Origin of the sequence: Stieleria sedimenti (assembly GCF_025060895.1) — a bacterium.
Classification (GTDB): domain Bacteria; phylum Planctomycetota; class Planctomycetia; order Pirellulales; family Pirellulaceae; genus Stieleria; species Stieleria sedimenti.
The window spans coordinates 1-17,419 of sequence record NZ_JANZKV010000151.1; the positions used below are offsets into that span (position 1 = coordinate 1).

Genomic DNA, 17,419 nt, shown 5'->3' on the forward strand with positions numbered 1-17,419 from the left:
CTTTAGCCGCCCATTGTCGCTGCGTCGCAGCGACAGAAAATCGCCTCAAGGCTAGACACCAACGATGGCGGCATGCCTTTTCCGCCCCGTCAGTTGGTGCCGCGACCCCGGGCCAGCCCGACCGCTTTGCCGTGGGGTGATCAGGGCGTTACGATGGAGACGTTTGTAACGCGTCGCGTGTCTCGTTCTTGTGAATTCCTTCACCGGAGAACCTTTCCATGCCTGCCGGTCCAGCGCCTTCGATTCGGGCCGTCGCGTGCCGCATTGCCGTCTCACCGGTGGTCGCCTTTGTCGTCTTGTCGGTGATTTTTGCATCGTTTCCGCATCCATCCGCCGCGGCCGATCGCAACGAGGCCCGCTTTCGTCGATTGCTGACCGGTCGTCATGACGAAGCGCGTGTCGCGGCGCTGAGGTCGGTTCCGAGCGACTTTCAAAGCCGTCTGTATGCGTTACCGATCATCGTCGACGCCTTGGAAATACTCTGCGAGGACGCCCGTTTCGACCGGGCGATCAAGCAGGGCCAGCCGGAGTTGCCCGGCGGCGTGCGATTGATGATCGACTTCATCGGAACAGTCGATCGCCCCGAGGCGACCGAAGCGCTCGTCGACCTGCTCGATTGCGGTCGTCTGACCTGGGCGATGGCATCGATCCAAACCCTCTGCAAGAACCAACACCACGCCGCCATCGATGACGTCGTCGGCCTGATCGGTTCAGACGCCTTTGATGCCAGCTATGGATTCCGGTTCACACTCGCACGCGGACTGAAGGAGATGAAACATCCCGACGCGTGGGAAGGCCTCGCCAAAGTCTTCGAGCGCGTCGATGGACAATTGGCCCATCGGCTCGACCAGGAATTCCGACACGTCACGAGCGAAGATTTCGATGGCGACGAGGAACGCTTTCAAGCCTGGCGAGGCCTGGTCGGATTAACCCCCGAACCGAAGTCTGCTCAAGTGGACGCCTTGGCCAAGGCGTCCGAGATCCTCCGCCAAGAAGGCCAACCGGAACTGCCGATCCCGCAGCAGATGGGATTGCAACCGGCCAAATCTGCCGCCTCCTACGCGCGTGAAAAACGATTGCAGCCGTCGCACTATTATGGCATCAACATCTATGCCAAGCGATTGCTGTTCGTGATCGACCGCAGCGGCAGCATGCGGACGGTGGTGGGCGGCCATGCCAGGATCCAACGCGCCAAAATGGAATTGATCACCGCGATCAACGGACTGGACGAACAATGCCAGTTCGGCATCCTAGTGTTCGACAACGACGTCCGTGCCTGGCGCGAAGAATTGGTCGAAGCCGACGAGACGAACAAACGCAATGCGATCCGATTTGTCGAGTACTTGTCCGCCGGGCGGAGCACCAACACCTATGCCGCGCTGCGTCGATCGCTCAGCTTTGATCCGCAACTCGAAGCCGTCTTCTTACTGACCGACGGCGAACCGACGTATGGACCAATCGTGAATCCCTCGGCAATCCTGCTGGACATTCTTCGCCGCAACGAAGTCCACAATGTGACGATCAATACGATCGCGATCGCCGTGGAACCGCTGATGGCGACGTTCCTGAGAAACCTGAGCGAACCGAGCAACGGGGAGTTTCGTGAGGTCAAATGAAGGCGTGGGCGAGTCGCGTGGGACGCGAGTGGAACCGTGCGGGAGGTGGCAAAACGATGTGGGCAAAACAATGTCAAGCCACCCAGGACGGCACCACCTGCCGCCCCCATCGTCTTGCCCTCATCGTCTTGCCCTCATCGTCTTGCCCTCATCGTCTTGCCCTCATCGTCTTGCCCCCATCGTCTTGCCACACCCGCTCATTTCTTCTCCACCACCGAGCCCTCGATCGTCTCCGGCTCCTTCAACGTCGCGGCCGTCACCAGCTTTTCTCGCTGATGGGTGTGCCACAATTTCAGCGACAGAAACAGGGTGGCGAAGGTGACAACAAAGGCGATCACGGTCAGAAACAGTGGTTGCAGATAATTGACCGAGACGTGGGCGATGGCTTCACCACCGGCCTTCATCGTCCGCCCGGCGATGCCGGCCTTGCTGACCACGATCGGGTTTCCTTCGGCGTCAAAAACGATTTCATCCCCGCCGAGAATGCGTTCCGACTCGGCCAGAATGATCGTGGTGGTCGCCGCGGTGAATAGCGTCTTGCCGGGATTGTCCGCGGCGAACCGCCCCATGAAGCCGACCATCCGCTCGGCATCATTTCGCAACAGCGACAACACGCCGTTGCGTGGCGTGGTCGGCAGCGCGGCCAGATCATCGGCATGTCGGCCGACGACGATGGCTTGATCGCTCGTCAGTTTGGTCGCCAGTTCCGCCCCGTCGTCACCCAGCACGCGGGCAAGCATCCCTCCCACGCCCGGATGCTTCAATTCACTTCGCAGTGCCGAAACACCCACGCGTCCGACGGTCTGGGCCAATTCGCGTCCGGCGGGCCCCGCCGACAGACGTGCCAATGCAGCGCGAACTTGGGACTCGGGCAATTCGTCCAGTGCGGCCAACAGCGGCGCCAACTCGGGGGCATTGTCCAGCGCCGTGAGCGCTTCGGGGCCATACTTGCTGGCCAACCGACCGACCTGTTCGGCCGCCTCTTGGCCACCTTCACGCACGGCCGCGGCGCCGACACGCTCGGCCATTTCACGTCCGCCTTGGCGAGCCAAAAATTCGGTCGCCTCCTCGGTGCCTTCTTTACCAAAGTACTTCAGGATTGCGCGGGCAACCGACGTCCCCGACAGGACGGCCAAGGGTGATCCCGCGCGGGCGACGGGCGAGGGCCCGATCGCGGACAGGGCGGTCAGGATTCCGATCAACGCGAGTGTCAAACGGCCACTGGCATTCATCACAACGATTCTCCGTCGACAATTTGCTGATAGAAACGATCACGATAGGCGTCGCGCAATTGGCCACACAGTTGGGGCAGGGCATCCCGAAGACCGTTCCGCTGCCCCGCGGCGCCGCCGGCTGCTTGGTTTGTCGTCGCATCGCCACGCGACGCCCCACCCGAAATCAACGTCGCCTCCAGATCGTTCAGGTAGATGTGCATTTGCTCGGTTAATTCCGTTTCAAACCGTTCGGTCATCCACCAGTCGATCACCAGACCGATCGCCAACCCCGCCCCGAAACCGACAACGGCACCGACCGGCCCCCCGATGGATCCGCCGCCGGCACCGGTCGCCGAAGCCCCCACCGTCGCGCTCGCACCGGCCGCCGAGCTGATCGCCACCGAGGGTGCAAAACGGACCAGCAAGCCGGCAACGACCGATCGAGCGGCAAAGGCGCCGACTTCGCCGAGCACCAAGGCCCCGAGCATGTTTTCCACGCTCGTCGTTCCCTGACCGGCCGCATAACGCCCCAGATCGGTCGACAATTCTCGAAAAAAGGTATCGTGTTGTTGCATTTGCACGCCCGGCAAGTCGGACGTCGTCAGCGCCGCCTGGACGCGTGTCAGCATCAACGTCTGGTTCGCATCGATGTCGTTACGAAATTGAAGCAGCGCGGTGGAGATGTCATGGAGCAGCGTTTCTTCGGAAAACAAATGTGACTCAAATTTGTCCTGCACGTACGCTTCGACGCGGCCATCGCTCGTCCACCAGCCGCCGGGCATGCGTTTCAGCACGCCCAGTCGCGTGGAAAGGCTGGTCATGTCTGCGACAAACGGCTCGACCCCCGCATGGTATCGCTGCAATGTCCGATCGATCCGCTGCAGGCAACGATCGGCGGCCGACCGATTCTGTTGATCGATCTCTGCAATCAATGGAATGATTTCGGCGTCATAGAACCGTGCCCGCGCGACGCGTCGTGCCGTCTGCGAACTCAGTGCCGCATCCCGAGTCGATTCGGAGGGACGCGGCATCGATTGCGTTGATGCCTGGGACAGTTGCTCCGCCTGGGGCTGAAGCGCCACGCCCAACGTGATCAAGGCGACCGCGGTGGCGACCGTCAGCGGCACCTTCAAGGGCGTACGGCTGGGAAGCATCTGATCTGCCATTTCTGATCGTCGCCGAACCAACGTTTCATCTCCCCCCGTTTCGAAACAGGTCCGCAAGACGGCCTGTCGAATTCATCGATGTTCCCAATTCAACGCGATCACGTGAGACGCGAACGCGCAAGCGAGGGAGTCGCCGCCCAGCCCCTTGGCAACGCATGGCAGCCCATTGGCAACGCATGGCAGCCCCTTGGCAACGCATGCGGGCTTGATCAATCGGCCGAAGAGGGCTTTTGGCCCATCCGCCCGCAGCGTCAGGAGCGACACGGACGCCATGCTTACGATGCCCAGAATTTCCACTTCGATCGCTTGGGAGTCGGTCGCTTGGGATGCACGCCCAAGACGCCCCACTGCTGTGTGTCGCCGACCTTGATATCGGCCACTCTCAACAACGACGCCTCCTTGAGTTTCCGGATCAATCGATTATTTCTGTCGGTCTGGACCACCTGGACACGATTCTGGAATTGAGCCATCGCCGACATGATCGCGGACAGAGCCTGCCTGGCCGATGTCGGTTCCCCGAAATCTTCAATCACAAACACTGATTCGTTTTTGGGGCGTCCCACGGTATCCGCGAAACGCCATCGGTCGCCCTCCTGGTCCCAGCCGTGGTAATCACCAGCCATTGATATGCCTCAGTCCCAAACGACCCGAAACTCAATTCTCTCAGACCAGTAGCTTACACGAAGAACGGCAGCACAATCAAAGTCGATTCAGCCAAGCGATCAAACAATCGTCCATCCAATACGATCGCTGCCGGCCGACAAATCCTGCATGCCCCCCGGTTGTGGTCAACAACACGCGTGTTCGATCGGGCCATCGTGCATTGAGGAAACAATCCGCCGGGACGATCGGATCGTCCTTTGCCGCCAGAACCAAAGTTTTGACGGGGTTGGACGCGGTCACATGGGTCGCCCCACACTGTCGGTAATACTCCAATGCCCCCTGGAAACCACTCAACGGAGCGGTCAACCGATCATCCAGCTCGAGCAGTGTTTTGGGGCGACCGAGCGAAGCGATTTTCTGGAAATGCTCGCGCTCGCGGACCGCCGGCGCGATGCGTTCAAACAGGGCCCGGATGAAGTAGTAGTTGTACAACCGTCTGGAGAGCCGCTCCATGTTTTCGCTGCAGCGGACCAAATCGATGGGCGGGGCGACCACCGCGATTCGCTCCAGCCGATCGAACCACTCCGGCCTGGCATCCAATCCCGCCCCGACCCGACCGGCCAAACGCAGCAACTGGTTCCCTCCCAGCGAGACGCCCACCGCGGCCAGCTGTGAATCCGGATGCCGCCGCGCGACGAAATCCAGCGCGGCCATCACGTCTTCGCTGCGGCCGGCGTGACTCAAGCCCCGCGACAAATCCCGGGCCGCCCCGCAACCACGCATGTCCACGCGGTAAACCGTCCACCCCAACCGCACGAACCGCCCGGCCAAACGAATCATGTACGGAGAACCGTGACAACCGCTGAGCCCGTGGAACAACACCACAATGCGATCGCCCGACACACGATCGCCCGACACACGATCGCCCGACGGCACCGCCCGGTCGACCTCCGATGCAAACGATTGCCCGGCCGATTGCCCGGCCGATTGCCCGGCCGCGACCACCCCACCATCGACCGCTGCGTTCTCATGCAGCACAATGGCGTCCCCGTCGGGCAACTCCACCACGTGGTTTGCGTCAGCGGCGATCTGTTGCCCGGGTGCCCGAAGCGACGCGAGCGTTTGCAAATGCCCGCCGCGGATCAACAGGTCGGGCTTGAACGGTGGGGGCACAAAGTTTTTCATTTCCCGATCAGTGTAAAGAAACGCGTTGGATTCATGCAAACGATCCGATCCTTCATCTCCATTCCGGTCCCTCCCGTCGTCACCTCGGCCGCCGGAAAGATCATGAAACGGCTCAAACCGCTCGACGACAGCTTCAAATGGGTGCCGATCGAAAACTTTCACTTAACCCTGAAGTTTCTCGGCGAAGTCGACAACGTCGAAGTCCCCGCGGTTTGCAAAGCGATTCGTCGCGTGACCGACAACCTCGAACCCTTTGAATTAGGTTTTGCCGGGACCGGCGGTTTTCCCAATGCCGAAAAACCACGTGTCGTCTTCATCGGTGTGGATGACCCGACGGGAAACCTGGTCCAACTGGTCGCCGGACTGGAAAAGCAACTCGCCGAGCTGGGATTCAAACCCGAACCACGCGACTACACCCCGCACCTGACCCTCGGACGCACCCGCAGCAATTCCAGGCGGGGCGGCGATGCGTTGGTCGAGGCGATGAAGGATTTGGCCGACATCCAGATCGGCGAAATGGTCGTCGACGAAGTTCACCTGATGGCCAGTTTTCTCGACAAGTCCGGGCCGACGTATCAAGTCATGGACACGATCGAGTTGGAATAGCCGTCGTTTGCCGCGCGGCGCTCGGCCGGATTAAACTGGTGGCATGAGCACCGTACCCGATCCCGATGCCTCGCCGTCGGCTACCCCAGCGGTCACCGATCCGCTGGCGAGGAAATCGCCGCCGACCGATTCACCCTCGCCCCATCCCCCACGGAATCTTAGCGTGACGGATCGCGTCGCCGACGTGCTGGCCGACCTGGGCGGGATTGCCGCTGATCGCCTGTACTCGGGAACCGCCGAACCCGCCGGCCCGGATGAATTACTCAAAGCACACCGGCAAGGCAACGTGTGTGAATTGGTCGACGGCTATCTGGTGGAGCGTGCGATGGGGTATCGAGAGTCATTGATTGCGGCCGTTTTCATCGAACTGCTCAACCAGATCGTACGGACCAATAAACTCGGTGTCGTCTCGGGAGCCGACGGATTCTTCCGCTTGTCCCCCTCTTTGATCCGTGGCCCCGACGTCGCGTTCACCTCCTGGGATCGTCTTCCCGACCGCAAGGTTCCCGCCGAAGCCTATCCCGCCGTGATCCCCGACCTGGTCGTTGAAGTAGTCAGTGCGGGCAACACGCGAACAGAGATGACCAACAAACGTCGTGACTATTTCGCGCGTGGCGTCCGACTGGTTTGGATGGTCGATCCGGATCAACGCAGCGTCGCCGTGTGGCGATCGATGACCGACTACCGCGTGCTCGATGAAACTCAATCGCTCGACGGCGAAGACGTGATCCCGGGTCTTTCCATTCCCCTGGCCGAAGTCTTTGAAGTGCTCAACGGACCCGATGAAGCACCCCCGGAAGGGAATGAAGGTTCCGTTTAGTTTTCCCAACAGACGTTTCCCGGTTTCATCGCGGCGTTCTAATGACGGTGTCGACTGAAACACCAATCGGAAACGGATTCACTCCACTTTCTCTCCCCTCCTATCTCCCATCGCTTCCATGAATCTTGCTACGCGTGTCTCACTGTTCGTTGCCACCGCGCTGTTCACATCTGGGATCGCATCGGCGCATGAAACCAGCGGCGATCACCCGCACGACCACGGCACCGCACCAAGCGTCTTGACGACCCGTTCGGCGGCGAAAGTCATCGCGCCGACGGTCGCCGAAGACGGTTTTCAATTCATCGTCTACGGCGACCGAACCGGGGGCGTTCCCGCCGGTTTAAAAGTCCTCGAACAGGCCGTTGCCGACACCAATCTGCTGGACCCCGATCTGGTCATGACCGTCGGCGATCTGATCCAAGGTTACAACGAAACGCCCGAGTGGCTTGAACAAGCCGACGAATACAAACAGATCATGAATCGTCTGAAGATGCGTTGGTTCCCGGTGGCGGGAAACCACGACATCTACTGGCGCGGCGACAACCCCGCACCTCCGGGACACCATGAATCCAACTACGAACAACATTTTGGTCCGCTCTGGTATTCCTTCCGCCATAAAAACGCCGGCTTCATCGTGCTGTACAGCGACGAAGGCGACCCGGCGACCAACTTAAAAGCGTTCAATGCCGGGCGACTGCAGCAGATGAGCCGGCAACAACTCGATTTCCTCGATCAAGCGTTGAAGGACCTCTCCGGCCAAGATCATGTGTTCGTGTTCTTGCATCATCCGCGCTGGATCGGCGGCGGCTACACCGGATCCAACTGGGACACCGTTCATCAACGCTTGGCCGACGCGGGCAATGTTTCCGCCGTCTTCGCCGGACACATCCACAAGATGCGTTACGACGGCGTCAAGGACGGCATCGAGTACTACGCCTTGGCGACCACCGGCGGCCATATCCCTAACGATGTGCCGATCCCTGGCGCGGGCCATCTGCATCACTTCAACGTCGTCACCGTGCGTCCCAAACGCATCACCGTCTCGTCACTGCCGGTCGGCGCGGTGTTTGACCCCAAGCAATTCACGCCAGAGTTCTTGAAGGAGATTGAACTGGCCCAATCGATTCGACCGAAACAACTTTCCGAAGACGTGATGCTCTCGTTCGACGGTTCGGCCAACGGAGCAGTCAAACTGCAACTCAACAACCCCGCCGAGCACCCCGTCGACTTGACGATCCTGTTGTCCCGCCAATCGTTGCAAAGCCAATGGTCCTCGACGCTCGATCACCAACACATGAAGCTGCAAGCGGGGGAAACGAAGACCGTTGAATTCGCGATCCGTCGCGGCTCCAACTCCGGCGTCGCAACCGGCAACCCGGCGGTCACGATCGCCAAACGCTACCGCGGTGAAAACGCCGCAGTCGACTTGCCCGAGGCGGAGTTCCCGATCGGACTGCAATTGGTCGAGGTTCCGGCTGACTTTTTTGCCCCGTCGACCAATCGATCACTGCTGGTCAACGACGAAGCCTCCGCGATCGCGATCCGCAACGATGCCTTTGAGTTGCCCGCCGGTCCCTTCACGATCGAAACCTGGGTCAAACCGACACGGCAAGATGGCTTTGACGCGATCCTCGCGAAAACACAAAGCTCGGAATACGCGTTTTTCTCCGACCACGGAATCGTCCAATTCGACGTGCACCTGGGCGGCCGCTACGTCTCGGCGATCAGCCAAGACGCCTTGCCGCTGAACCAGTGGTCGCACCTTGCCGGCGTCTACGACGGAAACAACGTGATCTTGTACATCAACGGCAAACGGGTTGCCTCGAAGCCCGCCAAGGGGAAACGCAAATCCAACCAGTTGCCGTTGTTTCTCGGTGCCGATCCCGATCACAGCGGCAATCCGACTCGATCGTTTACAGGCCAGCTGGACGAATTCAGACTGTCGACGGGGGTCCGCTACGATGACGACTTCACGCCAGCGAAGCGTCACGAGCCCGACGCAACGACCGTGCTGTTGCACCACTTTGATCGGACCGTCGGACCGTTCCTGCTCGATCACAGTGTGTCGGCCGCCAACGGATTGCTGGGCAAAACCAGCGAACTGGTCCCGGTGGAGTAGCATGCGATCCAAACACCAAGTGGGGTAAGCATCCTGCTTGCCATCCCCGCCGGCTCTGCCGGCGAGTCGGTAGGGCATGCTGTGCATGCCATTGGTCAGCCATTCGTCACGCACAGCGTGACCTACGCCTCTGCCGCTAAAAAAGCGTGCCCACCTCTCGGGCATTTACGATTAATTTTCAATCGATCAGACAAATCCGCGACGCCGGCGCATCAGCCTTTTGCCCTGACGATCCCATCCGCCGCCGGCACGCCTTTTCATGTCTGAATCAACCGCTGCGCGACTCCTCTCTCTCAACCAGCAAGCGATCGCCATTGTTGGCCTGAACCTCCCGTTGGACTTTGGACTCGGGAGCGAGACGGCGGAACGGCTTTGTGAAATCAACGAACGGTTGCTCGTCGACGTGGGACGCGACCTTTCGCCCGATGCGTTGCTGGAAAAGCATGACTTGCCGGAGCGATATCGGGCGATCGCAAGAATGCTGCTGGCGTCCGACGATCCCGTCCCGGTGTTCGAGTCGATCGCGATCCAACAGCTTGATCGTGAAGCGACAACTGCCCCGCTCCGCCAAGCGATCAAAGAACCACTCGTCGTGGCCGGGCTCGCCTACCTCGGGATGATCCTCTTTTGCACGCTCTCGGTCCCGTCGATCGAAACTCAATACACCCAACAGGGGCTGTCCCCCGGCGGTGTGACAGCGTGGTTGATTGCGATCCGTGGTGCCATGCCGTATTGGATTATCGGCTTTCCGATCCTGATGATCGCGTGCTGGTGGATCTGGCGCAAACTGACCAACGGCCCGCTGTTGTCACTCTTTCCCGGCGGTCCCGCGTACTCGCGATGGCTCGCGGCCGAATCACAATCGCGTCGATTGGCGGTGCTGATCGCGTCGGGTGTCGACCAAGAAACGGCTCTCTCACTGGCCAGCACCAGTGTTTCTCCGCGCGTCCCGATCCGGCCGATCGTCGAAAACATCGTTCGAAACGGATCCCCCCAGTCCCAGTCGCGAGCATTGACCCGTCTGGCCGGGTTTTACCATTTCTTGGCCGGTGACCGTCGCCAAACCTTCGTGACAAAAGTGCCCGCCTTTATCGGTTTGCTGTTCGCCGGACTGATCGTGCTCGGCTATGGCTTGGCCACGTTCCTGCCCTGGATCGCGATCTTGCAAACCGAGGGTGCCATGGAGGTGTTGAACCGATGAAGATTGAATCCAGACGCGACGACTCGCGCGGCGAAACGACGCTGACCCCGATGAAGTCGCTGTACGAGCGCATCGAACAGGTGCGAAGCACGCGCCAGGACTTGCCGGCGCAACTGCGAAACATCGCCCAAGAGATCCCGAGTACTTGGACGCGCAATACACTGCGTCAACTCGCCGCCGCTCTCGAAGACAACGCGACCCCCGCACAGCTCGTCGCCCGATTCCCAGAGCATTGCTGGCTGCTCACGCTCCAGTCGTCGGCAGCGACGACCGACGCGTTGACCGCGATGCTCGAACAGTCCGCCTTTCAGCACAGCCTGCGGACCAAGAAGATACGCACCATCGCCTATCCGTTGGTCCTGATGCTGATCGCAATCGCCTTGCTGATGGCGGTGGTCGTCTTCCTGGTCCCGACCTTCGATGAAATGTACCTGGAGTTCGGCTTGCGACTGCCGGCTCCGACCGAGGCATTGATCAATCTCTCCCGCGGGATCAACTCCCATCCCCTGCTGGCCTTCATCCTGCTGTGCACGTTTCTGTCGGGCGTGGCGGGTCTGTTGTGGGTCTGGATTGGCGACACTTCCATCAAGCGAAAGCTGTTCGGAACGTCGGTGCACGGCCCGATGATGAGACAATCGCTGGCCAAAGTCGCCTTGCAAGTCGCGGAACTGGTCGACGAAGGGATCGGGCTGGACCGGTCACTCAAGATTGCCGCCGAATCCAATGCCGACGTCGCGATGCGCAGCCTGATCGGCGACCTTGCGATCCAAGCCGGCCACGACGCAAGCCTCTTGCACCGGACCCGTTCCGCGTTGATCTTTCCGCCGAACTTTCTGTTTGCACTCAACCCTGCCCTACCGGCTGCCCAGCCCGTCCCCTCGCCGCCCAACACAACCATGCTTCGCGAACTGGCCGCCAGCTATCGTGACTTGTCCATGCGTCGCAAGGACTGGGTGGCGTTTATCCTCGGACAGTTCACCGTCATCGGTGTCGGTTTGATGATCGGCTTTCTCGTCCTCGCGTTGTTTTCGCCAATGGTCAGCCTGGTCTCGTCTCTCTCCTCCTGATCGATCACATGTTCAATTTTCTCTCCGGAATGCTCCAATCGATGCTTCCCAGTGGGCTGGTCGGCAATTCGACGCGCAGCAAACAGAACGCGCTGCTTCGAATTCTGGCACTGTCCCACTCGCAACGTTTGGATCCGAAAACATTGATTCGGAATTTGGCGGCCGAGCATCCCGGACGCTACGGAAAAAAGCTGATGATGCTTCAGCGTTGGATCGCCGCGGACAGTTCGATGAGCGCCGCACTGGCACACACGCCGGGTGTTTTGGATGAAGACGACACGTTGGCCATTCAATGTGCAATTGAAACTCAGACGCTCGATGAAACGTTTGCGTTCTTGCTGGAACGAAGCGATGACGCGGGCCAAGCCGCGGCCGGCGAAATCATCCGCGGCATGCTCGGTTACGTCCTCGGCGTGCTCTGCTTTGCGATGCTGGTCGCTTCGTTCTTGATGATCTTTATCGTGCCCACCTTCGAGCAGATCTTTGAAGAATTTGCAATGGAATTGCCGCCGTTGATGCTCGCATTGGTCAAATTCAGCAACACCTTCGCGGCCGCATTTCCGATCGCACTGCTGGTCGTCTTGGGTGCCTGCATCCTGATGCTCTTTGAAGACGTTCGGCGTGGAATTCGATTCTCCCCGCTGGGACGACTGCTGCCGACGACCGCCGAACGACGATCCGCCGGTCTGCTGCGACTGTTGGCCGTCCCCACCAAGCAAGGCACACCGATCGCGCCGACAGTGACCGCCGCAGCCCAGTTCCATCCCGACCGCCGAACCCGAAAACGCCTGCTCCGCGCCCGCACCGATGCCCGCACCGATGCCCAGACCGATGCGGACATCTGGATTCAATTGGCCAGTCAAGGTTTGATCAGCAGAAACCAGGCCGACCAGATCAACAAAATCCGATCGCCGTCACTCCGCGGTTGGACCCTCGACACGTTGGCCGTCAAACAACGCAGACATGCCTACCAAAAAGCGGAATCGATGGCCCGCGTGCTGCAACACGTTCCGATCCTTGTCCTGGGACTGTTGGTCGGTTGGATCACGATCGCCGTCATGCATACCCTGACAAGCTTGGTCACTTCACTCGCCTAATCCCCCACGTCAATGCTCCACCGACTCCACCCACGAAAACGCAACCGACGCAACGGGCTCGTGTTGCTCGAAACATTGATCGCCGCCGGCGTCACCCTGGTCATGCTCTCGGTCGCAGTCCCGATGGTGATCCGTTCGGCGCGGATTTGGAAACAAACCCGACACCAACAGGTTGCCGCCGATGAACTGTCCGGACAGCTGGACCGTCTGATCGCGATGCCGGCCGAATCCAGGCGGCAAGCGATGGAACAACTGACGGTCTCTCCGGCAATCGCAGAGGTGCTGCATGACGCGACGATCGATGCAACCCTCGTCAACGACGACGACGGCAAACGCATCGAAATGTCGCTGCAATGGACTCGCGCCGGTGACCCGTTGCCGGTCACCCTGGTCGCCTGGATCGATCCCCTGCCGACCACCTCATCGGAATCTCCCAGCCCCGACGAGACAAACTCCGACGAGACAAACTCCGACGACGCTGAACCGACCGACGCTGAACCGACCGACGCTGAATCCGCCGCTGGCGATCAGGAGGCCGACCAATGAAGTCGCTGACCCGAACCCGAACCGCACGCCGCGGATTCACGCTCCGCGAACTCAGCATCGCGATCGCCATCGGCAGCTCGGTGATGATGGTTGCCGTGGGCTTGGTCCACCATGCCTTCGATTGGTCGACACTGGCGCGACATCGACGCTCGGACGACCAGACGTTTTTTCAGCTCAGCCGCCAACTCCGCGACGACCTGCACGTCGCCCACCAGGCGGACCTGGATTCCGGCGACACGTCGGGCCAGTCCCTTCGACTTTCCGTCAACGGCAATGATCTGGTTTACACCCTCACGGACATGACCGTCACCCGCACCGAGCGTCATGGTGATGCAGTCGTTCGAAACGAAGTCTATCGATTCAAACGTCCGCGGACCCTCGTGTTGACGCGATTGGAAGCGGACAACCAGATTCAACTGAACGTCAAAACGATCACGCCCTTCGCCGAATCCGAAACTCCCCTTTGGCGATCGCTGCGGATATCGATCGGCTTGCGACTACGCCATCAAAACGGAGACATCGCATCATGAGGATTCAACCAAGACGCCGACGGCGTGGCGCGCTGATGATCTGTGTCCTCGCCTGCCTGATCGTGGTCGGGTCGCTGATCGGCCTGATCGCCAAAGACGCATTATCCGCCCGAAGCGAAACCCGAATCCGGTTGCAAATGCATCAAACCCAGCGATTGCTGGACGCCGGAATCCTGCGGGCGGCGATGCAATCGAAACGAAACCGCGACTACAGCGGCGAAATCTGGCAGCCGCGGTTGTCCTTTGCCGGACGCGACGCCGAGGCAACGGTCACGATTTCTGTCGACGACGACCAGACGACCGTGACCGCCAAACTCGGAACCGCCCCCAACATCACCTCCCAATCCTACGTTTACTCATCGAGCGAAGTCCAATGAAACGAAACGCATTTACCCTTGTCGAATTACTGGTCGTGATCGCGATCATCGGCGTGCTGGTCGGCTTGCTCTTGCCGGCCGTCCAAGCCGCACGCGAAGCCGCGCGGCGCATGTCCTGCTCCAACAACATGGTGCAAATCGCTCTTGCGGTCCATCATTACGAATTTTCGATGGAACATCTTCCCGACGGCGTGACCGACGACCAAGGCCCGATTCGCAACGAAGAAAATGCCGGCAACCATATCGGCTGGATGGCACGCATCTTGCCTTACATCGAACAGCAATCCGCGTTTACGAAACTGGATTTCAGCAAGAGTGCCTACAGCCCGGAAAATGCTGAAGTGCGTAGCTACAGCATTCCGACCTATCGATGCCCGTCCAATCCAATGATGTTCGGCCGCAGTGGGATGAACCAGGTCGGCACCTCGGACTACGCCGGCTGTTATCACGACGTCGAAGCCCCCATCGATGCCGACAACAACGGCATCTTCTTTCTCAACAGCTCACTCCGCTTTGCCCAGATCACCGACGGGTCAACCAACACGATCTTGATCGGCGAACATCTCGGCGATCAAGACGCCTTGGGCTGGATCACCGGAACCCGCGCGACCTTGCGCAACACTGGAGAATTCATCGACAGACCCCGAAACGACCTGATGAACCAAGAACTGGGTGCCTTGGAAGTCGGCGGCTTCGACAGCTACCACGCCGGCGGAGGAAACTTTGCCATGGCCGACGGTTCGGTCACCTTCCTGACCCACGGCGTCGACGAACAAGTCTACCGCTACCTCGGCAACCGTGCCGACGGCGAACTGATTGACGAATCCGATCGCTATTAGCCCAGGACGCGTTCGACCATGCGTCGGCTGTAGTCGGTCAACTTGGGATGCGTCGCGCACCAGCCGCACAAGAAACGATGAAAATCGGCCCAAGCCCAAGGGAACAGCGATCGCCATTCCCGCTCCAGCTCGTCGGCGATCGATGCATCGAGCCGCGATTGCAACACGCCGAAGTAGACGTCCAAGCATTCCGCTTCGCGACGGTCACATTGCTCGTCGCTCAGACAGCTGCCCATCAAGTACGCCAGGTCCTTCATCCCACACCCGCCGCCGACATATTGAAAGTCCACCGCGGCCACGCTGTCGTGATGATCGCCGAAACAAAAGTTGGCGACTTTGGCGTCCCCGTGCACGAGTGTCTGGAAACGACACGCCGACAAACGGGCATCGATTTTGGCCGCGGCGTTCTTGAGCGGACCGGGTTGCATCGCGGACCATTCGTCCGGCCGGGTTTCCCAATGCCAGTACGTGCCGGTTTCCCAGAGCCCGCTCGGGACTCGACCGAGAAACGTTGCGTGAAAACTCGCTAGCCAACCGATACAGGCATGGAGCTGCGGATCGGTCAGCCGCCCGCAACGACTCGGGAAACCGGCCGCGTCAAGGTCTTCCAACACCAACACACGGCCGCCGGCCAACGACTCGATCGCGTAGCACACCGGGACGCGACAGCGTGCATCGCATGCGCGACTCCAATCGCGGTACCAATTCGTTTCGACTTCGTAAGACCGCAACTTGCGAGCGTGCGAAACATCGCCGGACCAGCCCCTTGGATTGGCCACGCCGAAGCCCGGCGGCGCGATGTGTTTAACGATCACCGATGACGGCACGCCATCGCCGCGGAGCGTCATCCGCAGAATTTGACCGTAGCCACTCCACAGCGATTGGATCGGCTCGGTGGCGTTCACGCCGTCGGCGCCCATCATCCGACAGACGACCGACTGAAGTTGCTGTTCGTTCATTCCACCGTATGGACGACAACGGAATTGTGCGCATTCTCAGTGACGCCGCTGCCGCTGACAAAGACGATGCGATCACCGGTCTTGAGATAGCCTTTGCGTTTGGCCCAATCGCACACCTCGGCGCGGATCATCGCGGGATGTTCCATCTGTGACACCTTGCGGGGTTTGATGCCCCAAAACAGGTTGATCCGTCGCAGGGTTGCCGGGCAATCGCTAACGCCCAGGGTCGGAATCAAACTGCGCGATTTACTTTTGACCCAAGCCGTCCCGCCGCTCTTGGTGGCGATGATGATCATCGCGGCACCGATCGCTTCGGCGATATTGGTCGCCGCATACGTGACCGCGGTCGTGATCGGATGCACGCGGTTGGTGATCGTCCGATCGGACATGTCGTGCCGCAACGATTTCTCGGTGAACTGCATGATGCGACTCATCATTTGAACCGCTTTGACCGGATGATCGCCCACCGCCGTTTCACCGCTCAGCATGCAGGCGTCGGCACCATCGAGAATCGCGTTGGCGACGTCGCTCGCTTCGGCACGCGTCGGTCGCGCGCTGTGATGCATCGACTCCAACATCTGCGTCGCGACAATGACAGGTTTTATTTTTTCCTTGCAAACATCGATGATCCGCTTTTGCGCCATCGGGGTTTCGGCGACATCGATTTCGACGCCCAGGTCGCCGCGCGCGACCATGATCCCGTCGGCAGCGCAAACGATCTCTTCCAGGTTTTCCATCGCTTCGGGTTTTTCGATCTTGGCGATCACCAGCGCCTCACAATCATGCGCCGACAAGACACTCTTGAGCGAGTAGACGTCTTCGGCGGTCCGCACAAACGAAAGGCTGATGAAGTCGATCTCGTGATCCGCGGCCCAGATCGCGTTCTTGATGTCCTTGCGTTGCAGTGCCGAGACGGACAATTTGACACCGGGTAAATTGATCCCCTGTCGGCTACGGACTTCGCCGGCAGCGGTCACCCGACAGACCGCGCGTGCGCGGTCGACCGAGACAACTTCCAACGCCACCATTCCGTCGGCCAACATGACGCGATTGCCGGGACGCAGTTCGTCGATCAGCTTGGCGTAGCTCGCCGTGACTTCGTGTGCCGTCGTGGGCTCGCCTTCACGGAGGAACGTCAGCTCCATCCCGACATCACACTGCAGGGGGTCACAGAACAATTCCCCCAAACGAATCTTGGGACCGGCCAAGTCCAACAGAATTCCAACCGGAGTCCCCGTCTGCTCGGACGCCTGCCGGATCGCCACGACCTTCTTTTCGTGATCCGGGATCTCCCCGTGAGCGGTGTTGATGCGAAAGACGTCCACGCCGGCGGTGATCAACTCGGCAAGCTGCTCGGGCGAATCACAGGCCGGGCCGACGGTGGCGACGATCTTGGTGCAGGACTGATGAAGCGTCGGACTGGTCATGGTCAATGTGGGTGCGTGAGTGGCGTTTCCGTCCTGGAGTGTGACAT

17 protein-coding genes are annotated in these 17,419 nt (G+C 60.1%); 11 read left to right on the top strand and 6 right to left on the bottom strand.

Annotated elements, in window-relative coordinates; genetic code table 11:
• Window positions 1–218 precede the first annotated feature (218 nt).
• Complete coding sequence (locus NZK35_RS19485) at window positions 219–1,616, top strand: VWA domain-containing protein (RefSeq protein WP_259634196.1); 1,398 nt, start codon at window positions 219–221, stop codon at window positions 1,614–1,616.
• Window positions 1,617–1,813: 197 nt separating this feature from the next.
• Here NZK35_RS19485 and NZK35_RS19490 read toward each other — a convergent pair whose 3' ends face one another.
• The 4 genes from NZK35_RS19490 to NZK35_RS19505 all read right to left on the bottom strand — a co-directional run bounded on the left by NZK35_RS19490 (window position 1,814) and on the right by NZK35_RS19505 (window position 5,784).
• Window positions 1,814–2,848 carry a hypothetical protein gene (locus NZK35_RS19490; RefSeq protein ID WP_259634197.1) on the bottom strand — a complete coding sequence of 345 codons (1,035 nt, stop codon included), beginning with the start codon at window positions 2,846–2,848 and terminating at the stop codon, window positions 1,814–1,816.
• On the bottom strand, window positions 2,848–3,996 hold the full coding sequence (locus NZK35_RS19495) for a hypothetical protein (protein WP_259634198.1): 1,149 nt from the start codon (window positions 3,994–3,996) through the stop codon (window positions 2,848–2,850). The genes NZK35_RS19490 and NZK35_RS19495 overlap by 1 nt, the downstream gene beginning before the upstream one ends.
• A 275-nt stretch (window positions 3,997–4,271) precedes the next feature.
• Complete coding sequence (locus NZK35_RS19500) at window positions 4,272–4,619, bottom strand: hypothetical protein (RefSeq protein ID WP_259634199.1); 348 nt, start codon at window positions 4,617–4,619, stop codon at window positions 4,272–4,274.
• A gap of 76 nt (window positions 4,620–4,695) precedes the next feature.
• A complete protein-coding gene (locus NZK35_RS19505) occupies window positions 4,696–5,784 on the bottom strand; it encodes a YheT family hydrolase (RefSeq protein ID WP_259634200.1) in 1,089 nt (362 codons plus the stop codon).
• Between the two features lie 33 nt (window positions 5,785–5,817).
• Between NZK35_RS19505 and thpR the strand changes: the two genes are divergently transcribed.
• The 10 genes from thpR (at window position 5,818) to NZK35_RS19555 (ending at window position 14,986) form a co-directional block, all read left to right on the top strand.
• Window positions 5,818–6,390 carry an RNA 2',3'-cyclic phosphodiesterase gene (gene thpR / locus NZK35_RS19510; protein ID WP_259634201.1) on the top strand — a complete coding sequence of 191 codons (573 nt, stop codon included), beginning with the start codon at window positions 5,818–5,820 and terminating at the stop codon, window positions 6,388–6,390.
• Between the two features lie 43 nt (window positions 6,391–6,433).
• Window positions 6,434–7,210 carry a Uma2 family endonuclease gene (locus NZK35_RS19515; protein WP_259634202.1) on the top strand — a complete coding sequence of 259 codons (777 nt, stop codon included), beginning with the start codon at window positions 6,434–6,436 and terminating at the stop codon, window positions 7,208–7,210.
• A 118-nt stretch (window positions 7,211–7,328) separates the two neighbouring features.
• Window positions 7,329–9,329 (top strand): LamG-like jellyroll fold domain-containing protein, encoded by a 2,001-nt coding sequence (locus NZK35_RS19520; protein ID WP_259634203.1) that lies wholly within the window; start codon window positions 7,329–7,331, stop codon window positions 9,327–9,329.
• A 259-nt stretch (window positions 9,330–9,588) separates the two neighbouring features.
• Window positions 9,589–10,530, top strand: a complete 942-nt coding sequence (locus NZK35_RS19525) for a hypothetical protein (RefSeq protein ID WP_259634204.1) — start codon at window positions 9,589–9,591, stop codon at window positions 10,528–10,530.
• On the top strand, window positions 10,527–11,597 hold the full coding sequence (locus tag NZK35_RS19530) for a type II secretion system F family protein (protein WP_259634205.1): 1,071 nt from the start codon (window positions 10,527–10,529) through the stop codon (window positions 11,595–11,597). The genes NZK35_RS19525 and NZK35_RS19530 overlap by 4 nt, the downstream gene beginning before the upstream one ends.
• A gap of 8 nt (window positions 11,598–11,605) precedes the next feature.
• A complete protein-coding gene (locus tag NZK35_RS19535; RefSeq protein WP_259634206.1) occupies window positions 11,606–12,694 on the top strand; it encodes a type II secretion system F family protein in 1,089 nt (362 codons plus the stop codon).
• A gap of 12 nt (window positions 12,695–12,706) precedes the next feature.
• Window positions 12,707–13,240, top strand: a complete 534-nt coding sequence (locus NZK35_RS19540) for a type IV pilus modification PilV family protein (protein ID WP_259634207.1) — start codon at window positions 12,707–12,709, stop codon at window positions 13,238–13,240.
• Entirely contained in the window at window positions 13,237–13,770 is a 534-nt protein-coding gene (locus tag NZK35_RS19545; protein ID WP_259634208.1) for a PulJ/GspJ family protein, read from the top strand. Before NZK35_RS19540 ends, NZK35_RS19545 begins: the two co-directional genes overlap by 4 nt.
• Window positions 13,767–14,147: a hypothetical protein gene (locus NZK35_RS19550; RefSeq protein WP_259634209.1), complete on the top strand. Its 381-nt coding sequence runs from the start codon at window positions 13,767–13,769 to the stop codon at window positions 14,145–14,147. Before NZK35_RS19545 ends, NZK35_RS19550 begins: the two co-directional genes overlap by 4 nt.
• Window positions 14,144–14,986, top strand: a complete 843-nt coding sequence (locus NZK35_RS19555; protein ID WP_259634210.1) for a DUF1559 domain-containing protein — start codon at window positions 14,144–14,146, stop codon at window positions 14,984–14,986. Before NZK35_RS19550 ends, NZK35_RS19555 begins: the two co-directional genes overlap by 4 nt.
• Here NZK35_RS19555 and NZK35_RS19560 read toward each other — a convergent pair.
• Together NZK35_RS19560 and pyk are read right to left on the bottom strand one after the other, a co-directional pair.
• Window positions 14,983–15,945 (bottom strand): ecdysteroid 22-kinase family protein, encoded by a 963-nt coding sequence (locus tag NZK35_RS19560; RefSeq protein ID WP_259634211.1) that lies wholly within the window; start codon window positions 15,943–15,945, stop codon window positions 14,983–14,985. The two genes, NZK35_RS19555 and NZK35_RS19560, sit on opposite strands and share 4 nt — an antisense overlap.
• The gene (gene pyk, locus NZK35_RS19565) at window positions 15,942–17,372 is read right to left on the bottom strand and encodes a pyruvate kinase (protein WP_259634212.1); all 1,431 of its coding nucleotides are present in this window, start codon (window positions 17,370–17,372) and stop codon (window positions 15,942–15,944) included. Before pyk ends, NZK35_RS19560 begins: the two co-directional genes overlap by 4 nt.
• Between the last annotated feature and the right edge of the window lie 47 nt (window positions 17,373–17,419).